This is a genomic window from Halorubrum tropicale, assembly GCF_001280455.1.
GTDB lineage: Archaea > Halobacteriota > Halobacteria > Halobacteriales > Haloferacaceae > Halorubrum > Halorubrum tropicale.
Genome location: NZ_LIST01000003.1, coordinates 498,446 through 515,815 on the forward strand (window position 1 = coordinate 498,446; position 17,370 = coordinate 515,815).

The 17,370-nt window shown below is 56.9% G+C and carries 17 protein-coding genes and 2 pseudogenes; 11 read left to right on the top strand and 8 right to left on the bottom strand.

What is annotated here, in order from left to right; genetic code table 11:
- The first annotated feature begins 236 nt into the window (after positions 1-236).
- Positions 237-509, top strand: coding sequence for an AbrB/MazE/SpoVT family DNA-binding domain-containing protein (locus AMR74_RS10200; RefSeq protein ID WP_053771946.1), 273 nt, complete (start codon positions 237-239; stop codon positions 507-509).
- A complete protein-coding gene (locus tag AMR74_RS10205) occupies positions 510-941 on the top strand; it encodes a type II toxin-antitoxin system VapC family toxin (RefSeq protein ID WP_053771947.1) in 432 nt (143 codons plus the stop codon).
- Between the two features lie 29 nt (positions 942-970).
- On the opposite strand, the pseudogene AMR74_RS19565 reads toward AMR74_RS10205, so the two are convergent.
- The 4 genes and pseudogenes from AMR74_RS19565 to AMR74_RS19400 form a co-directional block, all read right to left on the bottom strand.
- A pseudogene (locus tag AMR74_RS19565) lies at positions 971-1,249 on the bottom strand (hypothetical protein); the annotation flags it as partial.
- Positions 1,250-1,388: 139 nt separating this feature from the next.
- Positions 1,389-1,604, bottom strand: coding sequence for a hypothetical protein (locus AMR74_RS19120; RefSeq protein ID WP_167551898.1), 216 nt, complete (start codon positions 1,602-1,604; stop codon positions 1,389-1,391).
- Between the two features lie 530 nt (positions 1,605-2,134).
- Positions 2,135-2,635, bottom strand: a complete 501-nt coding sequence (locus AMR74_RS18195; RefSeq protein WP_199241387.1) for a MarR family transcriptional regulator — start codon at positions 2,633-2,635, stop codon at positions 2,135-2,137.
- Positions 2,636-2,763: 128 nt separating this feature from the next.
- On the bottom strand, positions 2,764-3,234 hold the full coding sequence (locus AMR74_RS19400; RefSeq protein WP_158293567.1) for a hypothetical protein: 471 nt from the start codon (positions 3,232-3,234) through the stop codon (positions 2,764-2,766).
- Positions 3,235-3,302: 68 nt separating this feature from the next.
- Here AMR74_RS19400 and AMR74_RS10215 point away from each other — a divergent pair, with 68 nt between their 5' ends.
- A complete protein-coding gene (locus AMR74_RS10215) occupies positions 3,303-3,593 on the top strand; it encodes a nucleotidyltransferase family protein (protein ID WP_053771949.1) in 291 nt (96 codons plus the stop codon).
- A 48-nt stretch (positions 3,594-3,641) separates the two neighbouring features.
- On the opposite strand, the gene AMR74_RS10220 is transcribed toward AMR74_RS10215, so the two are convergent.
- Entirely contained in the window at positions 3,642-4,190 is a 549-nt protein-coding gene (locus tag AMR74_RS10220) for a hypothetical protein (RefSeq protein WP_053771950.1), read from the bottom strand.
- A 127-nt stretch (positions 4,191-4,317) separates the two neighbouring features.
- Between AMR74_RS10220 and AMR74_RS10225 the strand changes: the two genes are divergently transcribed.
- The gene (locus tag AMR74_RS10225) at positions 4,318-4,731 is read left to right on the top strand and encodes a helix-turn-helix transcriptional regulator (RefSeq protein ID WP_053771951.1); all 414 of its coding nucleotides are present in this window, start codon (positions 4,318-4,320) and stop codon (positions 4,729-4,731) included.
- Between the two features lie 143 nt (positions 4,732-4,874).
- On the opposite strand, the gene AMR74_RS17195 is transcribed toward AMR74_RS10225, so the two are convergent.
- Positions 4,875-5,306 carry a nucleotidyltransferase domain-containing protein gene (locus AMR74_RS17195; protein ID WP_137704645.1) on the bottom strand — a complete coding sequence of 144 codons (432 nt, stop codon included), beginning with the start codon at positions 5,304-5,306 and terminating at the stop codon, positions 4,875-4,877.
- A 255-nt stretch (positions 5,307-5,561) separates the two neighbouring features.
- On the bottom strand, positions 5,562-6,200 hold the full coding sequence (locus AMR74_RS17200) for an IS6 family transposase (protein ID WP_077152283.1): 639 nt from the start codon (positions 6,198-6,200) through the stop codon (positions 5,562-5,564).
- Between AMR74_RS17200 and AMR74_RS10230 the strand changes: the two are divergent.
- The 6 genes and pseudogenes from AMR74_RS10230 to AMR74_RS10250 form a co-directional block, all read left to right on the top strand.
- Positions 6,163-8,911: pseudogene (locus tag AMR74_RS10230) on the top strand (PAS domain S-box protein); the annotation flags it as partial. The gene AMR74_RS17200 and the pseudogene AMR74_RS10230 overlap by 38 nt on opposite strands.
- Positions 8,912-9,097: 186 nt before the next feature.
- Positions 9,098-10,098 (top strand): IS630 family transposase gene (locus tag AMR74_RS18200; RefSeq protein WP_139042987.1). Its coding sequence is split into 2 segments (ribosomal slippage): positions 9,098-9,590 and positions 9,590-10,098, totalling 1,002 coding nucleotides; the frame shifts between segments, so codons are not numbered across the junction.
- Between the two features lie 653 nt (positions 10,099-10,751).
- A complete protein-coding gene (locus AMR74_RS10245; protein WP_137707430.1) occupies positions 10,752-11,924 on the top strand; it encodes a hypothetical protein in 1,173 nt (390 codons plus the stop codon).
- Between the two features lie 123 nt (positions 11,925-12,047).
- The gene (locus tag AMR74_RS18485) at positions 12,048-12,746 is read left to right on the top strand and encodes a hypothetical protein (RefSeq protein ID WP_137707429.1); all 699 of its coding nucleotides are present in this window, start codon (positions 12,048-12,050) and stop codon (positions 12,744-12,746) included.
- Positions 12,747-12,977: 231 nt separating this feature from the next.
- The gene (locus tag AMR74_RS18490) at positions 12,978-13,460 is read left to right on the top strand and encodes a hypothetical protein (protein WP_137707428.1); all 483 of its coding nucleotides are present in this window, start codon (positions 12,978-12,980) and stop codon (positions 13,458-13,460) included.
- Between the two features lie 164 nt (positions 13,461-13,624).
- Entirely contained in the window at positions 13,625-15,199 is a 1,575-nt protein-coding gene (locus tag AMR74_RS10250) for a CARDB domain-containing protein (protein ID WP_053771955.1), read from the top strand.
- Between the two features lie 450 nt (positions 15,200-15,649).
- On the opposite strand, the gene AMR74_RS10255 is transcribed toward AMR74_RS10250, so the two are convergent.
- Positions 15,650-16,471 carry a recombinase family protein gene (locus AMR74_RS10255; protein WP_053771956.1) on the bottom strand — a complete coding sequence of 274 codons (822 nt, stop codon included), beginning with the start codon at positions 16,469-16,471 and terminating at the stop codon, positions 15,650-15,652.
- A 347-nt stretch (positions 16,472-16,818) separates the two neighbouring features.
- Between AMR74_RS10255 and AMR74_RS17205 the strand changes: the two genes are divergently transcribed.
- Positions 16,819-17,370 (top strand): transposase-like zinc-binding domain-containing protein (locus AMR74_RS17205; protein ID WP_139042988.1); only part of this gene is annotated, 552 nt, incomplete at its 3' end.

A 17,370-nucleotide genomic window follows, 5' to 3' on the forward strand; every position in this document is an offset into this window, starting at 1 on the left:
TATAATTCCTACTTCAAGGAATAGTTTCTTGACTCGAAGTCGTAGTCGCTGTCGGGAGCGTCGACGTATGCGCTGTTCCCGTTGCGATCCGGGACGGAATCCTCCGTCTTCAGGCGAAGAAGGATGTCAAGAACACGTCGTGCGAGCGAACGCGATCGATAGGCTACACGAAAGCGGTGCTACCCGATTGGACATGTGGCGCAACATGTAACACGACAAGGCGTGTACTGCCGCGTATGGCAGCCGACGGTCCGCCTGAAGAAACCAAAGTCAGCGATCAAGGGATGGTCACGATCCCCGCAGCGCTCCGCCGGCGGCTTGATATTGAGGCCGGCGATAAGCTCCGCTGGACCGTCACCGACAGCGGGGATCTCACGGTTGAGGTTGTCCGACAGCGCTACGGTGCGTTCGAAGATGACGATCTTCAGGCCCCGATGGGTGGTGATAGCCTCGAAACCCACGACCTCGCCGGGTACGAGGACGACCCCGCGTTCACCGAGGACGCCTAGATGCCGATCGCTCTCATCGATTCGAACATCCTCATCGACTACAAGGACACAAGTCCCGACAGTCGCCACGAACTGGCAGCAGGGATCGTCCGGGCAATCGATCGAGGTGACCTTCCCACTGCCCGGGTCACGAACTATTTGTTGTTGGAATCGCTGAACTGGATTCACGAGCGACAGCGCCACGACATCGCAGTTGATCTCCGCAATCGGCTCTCAAATTCGGCCGGTTTCGAACTCGTCCACTCCGCCCAGACAGACTTCCATCGCGCAGTGGAACTCTTCGAGACGTATGAAGGGCTCGCGTTCGGAGACGCGACCATCGTCGCCTATATGCAGCGGGTGAATATCGAGTACCTGTATTCGTTTGACGATGACTTTGATGTGATCGACAGCATCACGCGGTTGGAGACCGCTGATAACCCGTTTAAGTGAACTGTACAGGCAGTGTCAACTACCCCTCCCTACTCGCTCCCTTCGGTCGCTCCTTGAGGAAGGGGACTCCGCGCTACCGCTTCAGCTAACCGCCACGCACTCGCACTGGCGCGGCGGGAGACAGCGAGGACGGGCATTGCTCGCGCGAGTGCGGCCCGCAGCGCGACTGTTTCGACGGTGTCCCGCTGGACCGGGACTTGGTGCCAGTCTTTACACTCGACGACGAGGAAATCGTCAGGGTCACCACGGAGCTCACCCCGGCGGGCGATCACGTCGGTTTCGAGCCCGAAACAGTACTCGTTGCGGGCCGTCTTGTACCCCCACTGCTCGAGTGTCTCGGCGACCCGACTCTCGAGCCAGCGGCCGTTGTTGGATCGTGGTCCGGCTCCTCGCCGTCGGGGGTTCCCACGGTGTCAATTTCGTCCGTGAAATCGAGGGTGTCGTTACCTATGGTCGGACCATCTGATCAATCACATCCGCAATAAGCTGTATTCCCTCATCAGTGAGGGTCCCAGACGGGAGATTATCCCGGATCGACGATAGTGGAATCGTATAAATCGCCCACGGCATCACATAACTCGTCTTCCGCAGCTCTACCCCTTCAAGTACGCCGTCGGGCAACCGTTTGACATCCTCTCCGCCCTGAAGGGCGAAGATTCCCACGGCCCCGCACCGCTGGTTTGGGGTGTTTATGGTTTGTAGCTGTCCCGGTGACGGCTACTGGCTGTGCCAATCAGCCGTTACTCCTATCCCGGCATGGGATTCAGAGGTACTTCTTATTGTACCCGAACACTACAACAGAAAGGGGTACTTTCTGTGTGTGTGGTCGGGAATCCCGATATTGTCCGATTAAGTGGGCGGATGGACCGCCTCGGATGACTATCAATACGACGACCACTCAATTAAAACACCCGGCCAGAAGTTCGTGGTTGCTGTAGAGAATTGTCGGATTCATCCCCGCGCTGAAGCGCGAGGCTTTCTCCTTGATTCTCCGTAACCTCCTATGAGTACTCGGCCTGTGTGGTCAGGCATACAACCGTGGCTTCTTGCTCAACGTACGGCCGATCAGCATCGGATATCACGATTACTGGGCGCGGATTGCTATGTGCCCCGGTTGGATCCGCCGCAAACACGAGACTGCCCTGCGGGTAGTAGTACGTCATGTGAAGGGTATGTGGCCTAATCCTATCGTGTTACTCTCTGTCACCGGACGCTGAGTCAGCCTCAGTGTTACTCTCCGTCGTTGAAGGAGCAGCGGTGCTGTTGACCCAGTCCGCGGGTGCTGGTTCCTCCCCGGACTGATTCTCTTCGGTGTCAGCGCGATCACGTGGGATCTCTCTTCGTGCGCCCGCACCAGTTTGTTCAACGTCATCTGGAGTGAGACCCGGCTCTGGGTACCGATCCGCCATCTCGTCAAGTTGAACGAGGCTCCGTGCGAACCGCCTCACGTCATCCCGTCGCTCAAGTCCGTGGTAGAGACCATCATTCGTTTTGCCAATCAGCCCGTCATCATGGAGGCGAGATAGCGTCGTCGACGTGGTGCCGCGCGGCAGATCAAGTGCGTTTTGTATCTCTGCTGGCGTGTACGCAAGGTTTGTATTCCGATAGAGAAGTTTGACGATTGCGGCTTTGTTTGTGCCCGGGCGGATATTGATCGTGTCGTCCGGGTCGTGTCTTCGAAGATCGATGGGCATGAGTCCAACTGTATGTGTTTGTATGCGCTTGTAATGTATAAGTATCATGATGGTCAGATTTGTGTGACCGTAAGGAGGCATATTCAGGATACCCTACGAACGGTCGTATACCCCCTCTAGCACCGTACCTAGCCGAACTCGTAGTCGCTGTCGGCGGCGTTGACGTACTCGTCGTTGCCTTTTCGGTCCGGTACGTAACACGGACCGTGATCCGTTATGTGGAAGACAGGGGCTTCGATATCGAGCCCGCTTCGACGGTGAACCAGAAGCGGGAGCCGGTCACGCATGTCATGGATGAACGGTTCCCGCCGTACGTGGAGCGTTCCACTCGGCGGCCGGCGTTCGGTCAGCGGTGGGAGTCGGCCTTTGTCGAGATCCTGCTCGGTCATAATCCGCACGTCGAGCAATTGCGCTAACTGCCACGCACTCTCGGTTACGCGGCGGGCGACAGCGAGGACGGGCATTGCTCGCGTGAGCGCGGCTCGCAGTGCGACTGCTTCGACGGCGTCCCGCTGGACCGGGACTTGGTGCCAGTCCTTACATTCGACGACGAGGAAATCATCAGGGTCACCACGGAGTTCGTCCCGGCGGGCGATCACTTCGACTTCAAGTTCGGAGAGTCATTTGTTGCCAAAACGTAATTACCCAGCACAATCGTAGGTACCCTATGGCAACCGAAGACATCTCAACTCGACTCGCGCAGCTCAAGCCGAAACTTGAGCAGGAGTATCCGATCAGCGAGTTGGGTATCTTCGGATCGTATGCGCGTGGTGAACAAGAATTCGATAGTGATCTCGATATACTTGTCGCGTTCGACAAGCCAGTAACGTTATTCGATTTCGTTCGATTGGAAAACGAACTGGCGGAGGAGCTTGGTATTGAGGTCGACCTCGTGACGAAAGACTCGTTGAAGCCACGGATTGAGACTCGTGTCCGTGACGATCTCGTCACCGTATGACAGCGGTTTTGGATTATCTCGATGATATTCTTGACGGTGTCGAGAAGATCAAGGTAGTTTGCTCGCCACCTCAACGAGATCCTCCTCGGTCCGCCAGCAATAGAGCCGTTCCTCTTGGTCAAATAGTTCGAAGACACCGTCTTGCATCCAGCCAAACGGATACTCCTCATCCTCGTATGTCCGCTTGAGAACATGACTTTTTGCGAAGTACTCAGTCGTCCCGACGAGCAATCCCTGTTCGACGAGGAAGTCACTTGGCTCCTTCTCGGCGACACCGACGAGATGCGTCACGATATCAGCAATCAGACAGAATTTTTGGATGCTGTTGTCCCATTCTCCACGAATATCGACCATTCGGAACGCGTACGCATCGGTGCGACGGTTGAGACGGTCTACCACCAAGTTCAGCCGTCGGATCGGATCTCGATCATAGTTCCCAAGGACGAAGTACGACCGATCGTTCTCGTAGGCCGGCGTCAACTCGCTTAAGGCGTGGAGAACTTCCTCGTTGTCAGCCAGCGATATCTCCTCCTCATTGAGCTGGTCTTTGGCACTTTTGAGAACGTCACCAGGAACCGGCGACTCCTCATCAGGCATACTGTGAGGTTTTCATAGTAGAGAGATATAGTTTATGTCGTAAATTACCTTTTCAAGTACTTTGGGTTGTTGTAGGGTGATTTACTCGAGAGTAAACTACTTGTCGCCACGTCGTGTACCGTACAGTATGAGCACCGAACTTGGGACTGCTGAAGAGATGGAGTCGCGTGAACTCGTCCACTTCGTCACCCAGCAGACGCGATTTTCCCTTATCAACAACATCCTCCAACATCCCGATCAGCTTCCATCGATGTACGAACTTGAGGAGCTCAATCCCAGCGTCAGCGACGCCACCGTTTACAAACATATCCAGAAGCTGATCGACGCTGGTATCGTCAAAGAGGTCGCCGTCGACGCCGACGAACGTCGACAGGGGTACCCGTGGAAATTCTACGGCCTCACTACGGAAGGGCGGGAGTTCCTCGACGATCACAACCTCCTTGCAGCCGAAGGGACGCTCCAACAAATCTACGAAACAATCACAGACAAGCCTGAGAAGATGGTCAAGTACGAGAACGCACCACGCCCCACCGAGTCGTAGCTGTACAGGCGGTTCGAGGCGACTGTCTCGGGGCTTGACTCCGAGGCGATTCACTCGAGAGGAACTCTCGACGGGAAAGTTTCGCGTTGAGCTTGCCGTAGTACTGTTCGATCTGTTCGAGCTTGACCGCAACGACGCGTTCGTCAACCACGCAATCCATCCTCCGCTATCCGATCGATGACCGTACGCTGGTGCCGGCGAAGCGTCTCACGTTGCTCGTTAAATTCCGCCTCAATGTCTGTTTTGAACTGCTCGAAGGCCTGTTTATCGCCACAGAGTAGCTCGCCATTTACGGCATCGTGTGCGACATCCAGCGGGAGCGAGTCAATATCGGAAACGTCGATGAATGGGAACTCCTCGTGTTGGAGCTCACCAGACAGTACACACCGATTTTTGAATCGGTCCCGTTCAGAACAGTGTGCTGTGAACTTGACAGCGATATCAAAATCTGATGAGTGCGTTACTGTTCCCGAAAGCTGTGATCCGAATACAACGGCGAAGACGATGTCCGGATCAGCACAGACCACATCCTTGAGAGCGGAGCGTATCTGTGACCGATCAGCATTCGGTTCCATACAAGGATTCACATCGTATCATCACAAAAGAATTGCGCCAAGTCACATTCCATCAACGCCTTTGGAGACTACGCCCCCTGTAGGTACACCGTATTTGTAAAGCGCGTCGTGGAAACAAGAAGCCCCACCCTCAAGGACCGAACGGCGAAAGCCGTGAGCGAGTAGGGTGGAGTAGTTCACTATTATAGACGATGTCGCCACGTTCGAAAATTGGTGCCTTTTCGTCGGTCACTGTTCGTCCTCGACGCGGTCGCGTTAAGTTTGGCGTGAATTGTGGTAGACGGCAAAGGCTTCGAGCCAGTTTTGAGCTGTCTCTAGCGCGACATTGCTGAAACTATTCGCAAATGATGATGTTCGTCGTTCTGTCTCCCAAAAGACACGTTCGATAGCATTCCGATTTCCATGTCGAATGATTTGAAATCGATACCCGTCTTCAGCAAGAACTGATCCAAGATAGTCTGCGTCATCGACGAGAAATTCGACGTTATTCAGCTGATAGCGCCGGTGTAGCTCGGTGAGAAACCATCGCGTTGTCTGTTTATTTGCGGTCGGATAGAGGCTCAAGTGAAGGATCTCGTTCGTCTGTGGATCAACCGCGGCGTACAGCCAGAACTTCTGGCCGTGGAGGCGGATCATCTTTTCGTCAACCGCGAGTTGATCCTCGGAGACGGTCGAGATCGGCTGTAGATCGGCCTTATGAACCCAGTTGTGGATCGCGACGTGACTTCGACTGATTCCAAACAGTTCAAGATGCTTACTTACCTCGCGCAGTGACATACCGGCTAAGTGACTGCGGATCCCTAGTTCAATCGCCCAGCGCGGCGTTCGATCTCGCTCCACAAACGACAAGTCGATCCACGTGATACGTTCGCTGAGGCGTTCGATTTCGGCCATAAGCACTCTGAAGTCGAGCGCCTCATCCTCTAAGTTAACGCGACCGGTCACGCCTCCAGAATCTTCTTGAAGTCGGTTGTAAGACGCTCGGACTCGAAATCGGTATCGTCTCGCGGATCCAGGACAGCGACTACACGGTCGAAGCAACTCACGCACCGGAAGCTGATATCGAAGCTGGCGATCAATTTAATCTCGAATCGACGTACTGTGCGGAAGTTGTCGGCACGGATTCGGTCTGTTCGTTCGCTGACGCCGTTAGCGACGGGAAAGAGACGCATCCTGCCTACCGTGACTTCGAGTTAGAATCGTACATTGGCGTGCCGCTCGTCGTTGATGGCACGCGTTACGGAACGGTCAATTTCTCGAGTCCGACAACGCGAGTCGCACCATTCGGAGCACTCGAAGAAACGTTTGTCGAACTAGTAGCACAACTCGTGAGTACCGAACTCTCGCGTCGTCGTGACCGTACCAAACTCGAACGTCAGGACTTCCTCTTCAATCGCGTTCAGGACATCGCAGATATCGGTATCTGGGAATTCATCCCCTCGAGCGGCGAACTGACTTGGTCTGACGGGGTCCGCCAGATCCACGGTGTCGACGAGGACTACGAGCCAACTCTCGACGACGCGATCGATTTCTACCACCCCGACGACAGAGAAACGGTTGCAGCAGTGGTCGATCAGGCAATCGAAGACGGAGAACCGTACGATCTCGACCTCCGCATCGTTCGACCTAACGGCGATGTGCGTGACGTCCGGGCGTGGGGGGAATACGTTGAGAACACAAAGCATGGTGATGCAGCACTTCGGGGCGTTGTTCAGGATATCACGGAGCGAGAAGCGGAACGTCGACAGCACCGAGAACTTGCGGAGGAATACGAGGCGTTGCTCAAAACGTCCGGGGACGCAATATTTTTACTCGACGCGGATACTTCTGGTGAGAACCCGTCATTCGAGTTTGCCCGAGTTAGCCCCGGATACGAGACACAGACCGGACTGTCGACTGAAGAAGTCCGCGGCAAGACACCCCGAGAGGTGTTCGGCGAGGAGGAGGGTGCTGAACTCGAGAGCAATTACACTCGCTGCGTCGAACAAGGCACCCCAATCTCGTATCGCGAGGAACTCGACACCGGCGACGATGCTCGATTCTGGGAGACCAGCCTCGCACCGGTCGTCGTCGATGGCAAGACCGTTCGAGTCGTGGGCATCGCTCGAAACGTCACCGAGCAAGTCAAGCGAGAGCGTGAACTCAAGGCGACGAATCAGCGGCTGGAGTCACTCATTGAGGCCACGCCACTCACAGTCATGGAGATCAGCACCGATGGCAGCGTCATCCGCTGGAACGACGAGGCCGAGAATATGTTCGGCTGGTCGCGAGATGAAGTAGTTGGTGAATTCAACCCGATCGTGCCGGACGAGCAGCAAGAAGAGTTTGCCTCACACAAGCAGCGCGTCTTGAATGGCGAGCGGATTCGGGCGAAAGAGATACGTCGAGAAACGAAAGGTGGAGACGAACTGGACCTTCTCTTGTCGGTCGCGCCGGTTACAAGCCCTGACGGAGAGACTACGAGCATCCTCGCTGTCTTGGAGGACATCACCGAACAGAAGCGGCTGGAAGCTCGCCTCCGCTCGCTTCAAGACACCGCACAATCGCTTAGCGGCGCTGAATCGAGCGACGAGATCGGGGCAATTGCTGTCGATGCCGCGGCCGAGATACTCGACCTCGATGTCACCGGAATCTGGGAATACAACGAGCGAGAGAACGCGCTCGTTCCGATCACGGAAACGGCCGCAGCACGAGACCTGTTTAGCGAGTCTCCCCGATTAACTCCTGGAGACAGCCTTGCGTGGAACGCGTTTGAGTCCGGAGAAACTCAAGTATATGATGATGTCCAGGCTGAGGGGCAACCCTACAATCCAAACACAGAGATTCGGAGCGAGGTTCTCGTTCCACTGGGCGAGTATGGGGTCATATTGACGGGGTCAGTTTCCACGCAGGTCTTTTCTGAGACGGACATCGACCTGTTCCGGATTCTTGGTGCGACTGTCGAGGCAGCACTCGCACGAGCGAGCAGAGAGGAAGAATTACATCGACAGAATGAGCGACTTGACCAGTTCGCGAGCGTCGTTGCCCACGACCTTCGGAACCCCCTCTCCGTCGCAAAGGGATTCCTCGATATCGCAGCGGAGACCGGGAAGGCAGAGCACTTTGAAAAAGTAGAATCCACACACGACCGAATTGAACGGCTCATCGAGGACCTCCTGACGCTGGCACGTGGGGAAACGACGATCGAGGATACAGAAGAGATCGACCTCGGGAGTATCACGACGGAAGCGTGGGGATACGTCGACACCGGGGAGGCAACGCTTACACCTGTAGATGGAATTCCGACAGTCACCGGGGATGCAGGGCGGTTGACCCAACTCTTCGAGAATCTCTTCCGGAACGCAGTCGAGCACGGCGGGGCTGATGTCACGGTAACTGTGGGTGGGCTAAGCGGAGACGATGGATTCTACGTTGAGGATACCGGCACCGGGATTCCCCACGAGAAGCAGGACGAAGTGTTCGAGCATGGCGTCACGTCCAGTGACGGAGGAACGGGATTCGGGCTCTCCATCGTGGCCGATATTGCGAAGGCACACGGCTGGACGGTTTCGGTGACAGACGGAACCGATGGCGGGGCACGCTTTGAGTTCAAGCGGTCCGAGTAATACTTATTATAAGTGAACAGATTGTGCCTGCGGCCTATGTATTGAGGGAGCTAGTCTCAGATACAGTGATTGGTTCAACCGTTCTGCGGTGAGTCAGCTGTCAGACTGAGTGTACATGTGTACCGGTTCACTCGCTAGCTATAGTAACCGTTAGAGCTTTTTGCTCAAAGACTGTTGCACGAGATAGTGGATCATCTCGACGAGCTCTCCGTCGAGGAACTGCAAGACGCCCTCGACAACGTGGACGGAAAGAAGCCGACACAACGGCTCCTAGCGGCGATCTCGTACAAGAACGGTGTGACGCAGACCGAGTTAGCCGAGTGGTACGACGTTCAGCGGCGGACGATCTACAACTGGCTCACGCGACTCGACACCGACGAGTCGCCTGAGCAGGCTGTTTCTGACGATAAGCGAACTGGAAGGAAGCGGAAACTCTCAGATACCCAGCAAGAAGAATTCGAAGACACCGTGCACGACCCACCGAGCGAAGTCGGCATCGACGCGCCGGCGTGGACGCCGGCGCTCGTTCAAGAGTATCTCGAAGAAACCTACGACGTGGAGTACTCAATCCCGAGCTGCCGGCGGTTGCTGAAAGAGGCGGGATTGAGCTATCAGAAACCACGCCGGAAAGCCGCCGAGGCTGACGAAAATGAGCAAGAAGCGTTCTACGACGAACTCAAAAAAAGCGGCGGGAGATGGACGCCACGGTAGTCTGTATCGATCAAACCAAGAAATCCGTGCAAGTCGAGCCGCGTGCCGCGTGGTTTCCGCGCGGCACGCGCCCCTCCGTCGAACTCTCAGGACAGCGTGATTGGACGTGCTTGCTGGGCGCGATCACCGAGGACGGTGATCGCTTCTTCTCCCGATTTGAAGAGTACGTGACCGCTGAACACGCGAAACATTTCATTTTGGCGTTATGCCAAGAATTCGAAGATAATTTGATCGTCGTGTTGGACGGAGCCCCGTACTTCCAGGCGTCGACCGTCATGGACCTAGCGGCCCGTGACGACCTCGCCTTCGTGACGCTCCCGTCGTACTCGCCGGAGTTGAACCCTGTTGAGGAGTGCTGGAGACAGCTGCAAGCGACTCTGAGCAACCGCTTCTTCGACTCACTCGACGAGCTGACAACAGCGATTGATACCGCTCTCGACCAACTTTCTATTCCTGAAGTGAGTAACTACTTCTAATCAATACTATACTACATAAGAATCGGAGCCGCGAAAAAATTTCTGTTCAGATAAACCCTGTTTTTTGTACGTTAGAGGGTAGCATAGAATGGTTGTTACGGGCACCGTGAGAGAACGATCACCTAGTTGAGTTCGAACAATAGTGTCGAAAACGAGAACTACTCTTGATAGAGATCGCTATACAGCAGGTATGTGAACTATTCTATGACACCCTCAGCGCAGTCCAACCAGATGACGGCTCGCTCTGTTCGGAACGTCGTCAAAATTTACTTTGCTTGTGGGTTGAGGCGGACCTCGAAGACAAACGGATGGGTAGACGGATATGGACTCCTCTTTTGACTCCGAGAACACCGACCGGTAACCGGTCGGTACATTTCCGGTCCCACGTATTCGAATAACACGTATTATCTGCGCCATTGAGCCCATTCAGGGATAGCCTGAACTCTGTCTGAGCTATTAGACCCATTTTCAGGCTTTGCTTGAACTAATCTAGGTGCTTCCAGAACAACTACAGACTCCGCTTGAACCAGTCAACATCTGCCTGAACAGTTTTCATTTCACATCTGAAGGCATTCACGCGGCTCAATACGATATGGGGTGCGACCATGTAGTGAATCAAGTGCGTCACAGCAGGCGCACGGAGACCTACAATAATGGCAAAACGTCGCAAGTTCCTCGCTGGACTCGGAGCGCTCGCAAGTGGATCGGCAGCTGCGGTTGGTACTGGTGCGTTCACGAGCGTGAGCGCAGACAGGAGCGTATCTGTTGATGTGGCCGACGACTCGGACGCGCTTCTGGCTATCGAACCACAGGCAACTCCGAACGGGAACGAGTACGCCTCGGTGAGTAGTGACGGGACAGTTGAACTTGACTTCAGCGAGACCGACGTTGGTGGCGGCGGGCTAAACCGGAACGCGGAGACAACCATCCGCGACATTCTGCAGGTCCGAAACCAGGGCACGCAGGACTTGATCGTCGGCGTGACGGGCCTGCCTGAGTTCATGAGTATTTATACCGACGACGGTAGCGTCGCCGCCAATGGTAACAGCACGTCGCTAAACCAGGACTCGTTCGACCCTTCGTCGGGGAACCTTGCCCTCGTCCGCGTCGGCGAGACGATGGAGGATATCGGTGTCATCTTCCGCCTGAAAGGTGAGGACGCTACGTCGCTCGAAGACTTCAGCGGCACGCTGACGTTCAACGCCGTCGCCGTGAGAGACCTCGACAATCCTGGTCAAGTCCGGGGCCAATACGAGATCGACGAGATCGCGAGCGACCCCGAACCCGGGACTGGGACCAGCGGACCGGACTCGCTGGTCACCGCGGAGGTCGACGACGGCGCGACCACCACGATCACGATCAACGTCAACGACAGCATCGTCAGCGGTGACTTCCCGGCGAACACCACTGGATTCGTGGTCGAGGCCAATCTTGACATCAGTTCGGACGGCTTCGGCGAGAACCCGAACGACGATATGCGACTCGGCTATGCAGGGTCCGGAACGGGCCTGCGGTCGGGCGAGGCCACCGATGGTGGGTACCTCCGCCGGAACGTCGGCACCAATGGGAATAACGACCGGAGAGACACCACCGAGGAGGAGCTCGACGGGTTCAACGCATCTACGGTCCAGAATTCCAACGGCGACGGGTACGAACTTGAGATCAATTGGTCGAAGGTCGCAGCTGATGATAACTCGGATCTTAGTGGTGCGCCCTCCGAGTTCCAAGTCAACGAGGTCTACATCACCGACGGTGGCGGCGGCGTTGCGCAAACCTCTGCGAACCCCGTGGCACTGGGTATCGGTGAAACCTACTCGACCAGCTAAGTAGCGACGAGTCTGCGGTCTCTATCCCACGACGGCACGCGGCCTTTTACGGTCGCGGCGCGGGCCTCACCCGCGTAACGGCGGTTCGATTCCGCCGGTGGGTCTTCGGAGCGGCAATCAAATATGAACCGACGAAAACTCCTTGCCACGCTCGGCACGGCAGCAGTAGGCACATCGGCGGCGGTCGGCACTGGCGCGTTCACGAGTGTCTCCGCTGGCCGGTCGGTGAGCGTTAGCGTCGCAGACGACACGAACGCACTCCTCGCACTTCGGGACGAGACCGACGGTGAAATCGTGCGACAAAATGACTCTGGACAGTTGGTGATAGATTTTGGAGCAGGGCCAGCAACTGGAGTCAACGCTAACGCACGTGTTCAAATCGGGACGTTTGGAAACTTTTCCGGGCCAGATGTACTCAGGACCGAATCGAGAGGGGCATACAACGACCCTGCGTTCAATATCGTGAATCAAGGCACGCAGACGCAGCAGGTCACGATGAGCTACGACGGGGCCGCGAACAACTGTTTGTTAGCAATGCAGATGACCCCGGACGGGGGGCGTGAGGACCGGGATACCCTGTTGGTTGCTGATGACGACACCAGCGTTTCAGTTGATGGCAGGCCCTCAAATGAACCGCCGGTCAGCAGTCCTGTGAGAAAGCCGGCTACAGTCTCACTAGGGGTCGGAGAGCGCGCAGGCGTTGCGATTTTTATCGACACTGGTCGTTACGACATTCCAGGAAATATTGCTTCAGATGCAGCGAAGGCGGGTGTCGATCTTTCGGGGACTCTCACGATTACCGCAACTGGCTCAGGCAACTGAGTATCTACACTGTTGACATGAGCGCGGCCTGATTCCACGCTGGTGCGGGACGGCGGTTCGATTCCGCCGGTGGGCTTCGCCACAAGGACAGAATATGAATCGACGAAAGCTAATCACTACACTCGGTGCAGCGACGGCAGGCACCTCGGCGGCGGTCGGCACCGGCGCGTTCACCAGCGTACGTCTTGAACGCGAAGTGTTGAGTCCTATGAGTCCCGTTATTATTGAATCATGAGCAAACTGAAAACACTTAGCCTGCTCCTACTACTTGTCTCAATTACAGGGATCATGGTTGGGTCGGGCGGATTCACAGCTCTATCCGCGGACCGTGGTGTGTCTATCGGTGTCGAAAATGACGAGAGCGCGTATATTGGCTACGAGTCTAACGACTTGACCGTCAAAAATGGCACAACGATTGATTTGGTATATATAACGAATCGACTCCCGCACAGTATCGATGTAACAGACATTACCATCAAGGATGGTGATTTCACGATTAGTGAGTTAACAACACCGACCGACATCTCACCTGGTAAAAGCGGGACGATTCAGGGCACAGTAGTATGTACACCGAGTGAAAGCCAAGCGATCGAGTTGTCGGTAACAGTGAGCGGAAGCAATGTTACCACACAACTTGCTGGCGACACAACAACTCGGAGGTTCATGATCGTGTGTGCGTCAGAAAAAGAGGATGGAGACGATGGGGAAGAATAGTACTTGTTGATCTAATAAATAATCATCTGGTTGTATGTTCCTATTGATTCGGATATTCTCTCTGGTCACGAGTTCGACTCGTACCAGTTTCAAGCAACCCCTTCGGTTGTTTCAGGCACCGCGTTATCAAGACATCTGAGCTATAAAGGCACCTAGATACAGCGATGTCGACCGCCCGCCGCACCCTGACTCTCATCCTGCTGCTCGTAGCGGCGGGTTCGCTAATCTTCACCACGGGCGCGGCGGTGGTTGACGGCCCGGCCGACACCATCGCCGACGGCGACCTTGCGGTCCAACCCGCCGACGGCCCGAATGGGAATGGACAATACGCCTACCTGAACGACGACGACGAGATTACGGTCGACGTGTCGGCGTCGAACCCGAATATCCAGGATCCATCTTTTGAGGGCGTCAACGTCGGGGCAACCGGGACGATCGACGAGGTGTTCACTATCACGTACACAGGTGAGCAGTTCACGCGGGTCTGGATCGCGCACCCGAACGAGTCCGTCACTTTCGTCGCCGACGGGGAGTCAATCGAGGGCAACGAGAGCAGCGTCACGCTGGCGCCGAACGAGACGGTCACAGTCGGCCTCGCACTCAACACGCGCGGCGCGACCGCCGGGGCGCGACTAGGCGCCGACGAGTTCTCGATCGAGGCGGAGCTCGCGGAGCCCGAGAATGTGGCCGACCCGTCGCCCGCGACGGACGGGTTTGCCGGGGGGACCGACGGCGGCGACCCGAGCATGACGGTCACGTCTCCGAGCGAGACCAGCCGCGGGTTCCGCGCGACCGATGTCGCTCGCGGGGGCTCGGTTCGGTTCAAGGCCGACGGGATGCACCTCACGGGCGGGAACGTCACTCTCGACTGGCTCGACCTGAGTGGCGTCCGGACCGAGAGCGTCGAGGTGAACGCGGTCGGCAGTCCCAACCCAGTCGCGAACGGGAGCGCACTCGCCGCGCCGACGAGCCCGCGCCCGATCTCGTACCTCTCCGTGGACCACGACTTCGCGCCCGACGAGGTCGACGAGATGACGATCTGGTTCAGCGCCGACCGGAATTACCTCAACGCGATCGGAGCCGAACCCGAGGCCGTGACCCTCTACCGCCAGACCGACGCGGGCGAGTGGGCGGAAAAACCGACCGCTGTCGTTGACGACCCGACCCGGATGCGGGGGGTCTCGGCGGACCGCGTCCACTTCCGCGCGACGACCACGGAGTTCTCGACCTTCGCGGTCGCGGCGCACGCGCCTCAGTTCGACGTGACCGACGCGACGGTCGGGTCAGAGGTGGCCGAGCTCGGAGAGGTGGTGACCGTCCGGGCGACCGTGCGGAACGGGGGCGGCGCGGCCGGCGAGCGCGCAGTGACGCTCACCGCCGACGGCGACCCGATCGGGAACGAGACCGTGGCGCTCGCGCCGAACGAGACGGCGACGGTCGCGCTCCGCGGGACCGTCGAGACCGCCGGGACGTACGAGCTCGCGGTCGACGGGACGCCGGTCGGGACCCTGACCGTCGGCGACTCGGCAAACGGCGACGCGCGGGAATCCACGGCGGGGAGCGGCCCCCCGCAAGCGGACGGCTCCGCGCCGACGACTGAACTCGGCGACGACGCCGAGGAGGGGGTTCCCACGGAGGAGCCTGGCGGTGTCGACCTCGTCGGACTCGGCGGACTACTCGCCGCCCTCCTCCTCGCCGTGATCGGGCTCGCCCTGTTCCGCCGGGTGTCGCGCTCGTGAAGCGCGGGAGCCGCTGGCGTCCAGTTCGCGGCCCCGACCGTGCGGTCGGCGTCCGTTATCAGCTCCAAAACGCACGCCGAGAGGTATTACAAAGACGGTAAGGCGAATACACTCGTCTTTAGGCGAGTGATGAAGACGACATGGTTGGCAGCAACCCACCAGCCAAACGTCTGTTTTGAGTTTCTATAGAGGGTATAACTGACAAGTACATCCGAGAGAGACACCCCGTCAAATGAAACGGGGCGAAATGTATTCTAAATGAATTTGCGACGCGACCGAAGATTGGGAAAGTAGAGACATAGGCCCCTCGATACGATAGAAGCACAACCGTTGAGCCTACGATCACGCAGGTCTACAGGCGGAGCAGCCCGAGTGCCCTAGAGTTTGACTCCAAGGCGGTTCACGCTCGCTTGTGTGTCGGAACTGAGACGAGAGGGAGGAGTGGAAGCGCTAGCGGTTGTCGATGTCTGTGGCCTCCTCCAGCCGCTTAACACGTTCGCGCAGCTCTTCGAGAGCGGGATCCTCGGTCCGCACATCCTCCAGCGGGCGGACATCGGTGAGCGCCTCGTCGATACGGTCGTCTTCGGCTTCGCCGCCGAGGTAGAGGTCGCGCCGACCTTGGTGGAGACTTCGGAGCGTCGACTCAGCGATGCCGGTGTCGTCGGTGACAGTCGCGAACGACTCACCGCGGTCAACACGAGCGAGGGCCTCCCGGACGTGTAGGAACTCGGCCGGATCAACGCGGAGGTACCCATCTTCGACGGCGAACCCCGCAGGCGGTCTCTCAGTCCACTTTCCGGCGGACTGTGCGGCGCGGACGCCCGACCGGATTCGCTGGAGTTTTTGTTGGTGTTCTATCTGGGCGAGGTCGCCCATCAACCGAGCGACCATGCTGTATATCGTCTGCTGGAGCTCCCCGTCGTCAACGTGGATCTTCAGGCCGACGTCGAGAGCCTCAACGCCGGTGTCATGTTCCAAGCAGTGTTGGATGAACTCATGAATCTCAGTCGGACCGAGCCGAGAGAGCCGACTGATTTCGTGAACGACCACGAGATCGAACCGTCCCGTTTTGACGTCGTCGAGGAGTTGGTTGTAGACCTCGCGAGTGTCGGTGTCGGCAGCGCCGGAGACGATCTCTGGATACTCCTTGATGTCTTCCACACCGAGACGTTCCAAATGTTCGTGCGCCTCGTCGAGCTGCCGAGATACGTCCTGATCCGATGTCGAGACCCGGGCGTAGATCGCTGCGTCTGAGGGTCCGTTTTCGCTCATGTTTTCGAGGACGCGATGTCAATTTAAACAAATGGGGATTACTACGGTTTTGCGTATACCACTACCTTCTCGACGTGATTTGAAATTAACTGGGCCAATTCTGGTGATAATTCGGCTCTGTTGAAATCCTTAGAAAGTGAGATGTAATGTCTCCCCTACGGTCAGTACAGACGAAGGAGATTTCAACCGTGTCTGGTGGCTTTAATATTGTTGTCAGGAAATGAACTAACGTGACTCCAAAGAAGATTCTTACAGTACGCTCTTCTGTAGGAGATTGTTGATACTGGCGAGCTGTCGCTGTCGTGTCGAAGAGGACAAGGACACCGCGTCAGCGGTGTCCGACACGGATGATTCCGCTAGATGCGTTTGGGTCGGAATCGGTCGCAGCGGACCTGTTACAGCAGGTTCGCTGGCGTGACGGCGTTTCCTGTCCTCGCTGCCGTTCTGACCGAACGGTCAGAAACGGCAGCTACGGGCACTTTCAGCGGTATCTCTGTAAGGATTGCGACCGCACGTTCAACGATAAGACCGGCACAATCTTCGCTCACTCGAAGATCGCACTCCGCAGATGGTTGTTCTCGATCTACGCGTTTTTGCGGTTTAACACCAGTCTCAGGCAACTACAGTGCGAAATCGATGTCACCTACAAAACGATCCACAGGCGTGTCGAGCGCTTCACCGAAGCGCTCGACGCGCCGTCACTCGATCTCCGTGGCCCGGTTGAAATTGACGAGTTCTACGTCTCTGCCGGCTTGAAAGGCCGCGAGCGCGACCGCTGGTCGCGCTCTCGCGGCCTCTCACGACGTGGACGCGGAACGTATGACCAAGACAAACCACCCGTGTTCGTCCTCGTGGATCGCGGCACCGAGCAACGGTACGTCTGTCCCTTATACACATCC

Coding starts and splice junctions, on each gene's coding strand:
- AMR74_RS17200 (WP_077152283.1), bottom strand. CDS start 6,200: ATGGCCGAAATCGAACGCCTCAGCGAACGTATCACGTGGATCGACTTG.
- AMR74_RS10200 (WP_053771946.1), top strand. CDS start 237: ATGGCAGCCGACGGTCCGCCTGAAGAAACCAAAGTCAGCGATCAAGGG.
- AMR74_RS10225 (WP_053771951.1), top strand. CDS start 4,318: ATGAGCACCGAACTTGGGACTGCTGAAGAGATGGAGTCGCGTGAACTC.
- AMR74_RS10255 (WP_053771956.1), bottom strand. CDS start 16,471: ATGAGCGAAAACGGACCCTCAGACGCAGCGATCTACGCCCGGGTCTCG.
- AMR74_RS10245 (WP_137707430.1), top strand. CDS start 10,752: ATGGCAAAACGTCGCAAGTTCCTCGCTGGACTCGGAGCGCTCGCAAGT.
- AMR74_RS10205 (WP_053771947.1), top strand. CDS start 510: ATGCCGATCGCTCTCATCGATTCGAACATCCTCATCGACTACAAGGAC.
- AMR74_RS10220 (WP_053771950.1), bottom strand. CDS start 4,190: ATGCCTGATGAGGAGTCGCCGGTTCCTGGTGACGTTCTCAAAAGTGCC.
- AMR74_RS18490 (WP_137707428.1), top strand. CDS start 12,978: ATGAGCAAACTGAAAACACTTAGCCTGCTCCTACTACTTGTCTCAATT.
- AMR74_RS17195 (WP_137704645.1), bottom strand. CDS start 5,306: ATGGAACCGAATGCTGATCGGTCACAGATACGCTCCGCTCTCAAGGAT.
- AMR74_RS10215 (WP_053771949.1), top strand. CDS start 3,303: ATGGCAACCGAAGACATCTCAACTCGACTCGCGCAGCTCAAGCCGAAA.
- AMR74_RS10250 (WP_053771955.1), top strand. CDS start 13,625: ATGTCGACCGCCCGCCGCACCCTGACTCTCATCCTGCTGCTCGTAGCG.
- AMR74_RS18195 (WP_199241387.1), bottom strand. CDS start 2,635: ATGCCCATCGATCTTCGAAGACACGACCCGGACGACACGATCAATATC.
- AMR74_RS18485 (WP_137707429.1), top strand. CDS start 12,048: ATGAACCGACGAAAACTCCTTGCCACGCTCGGCACGGCAGCAGTAGGC.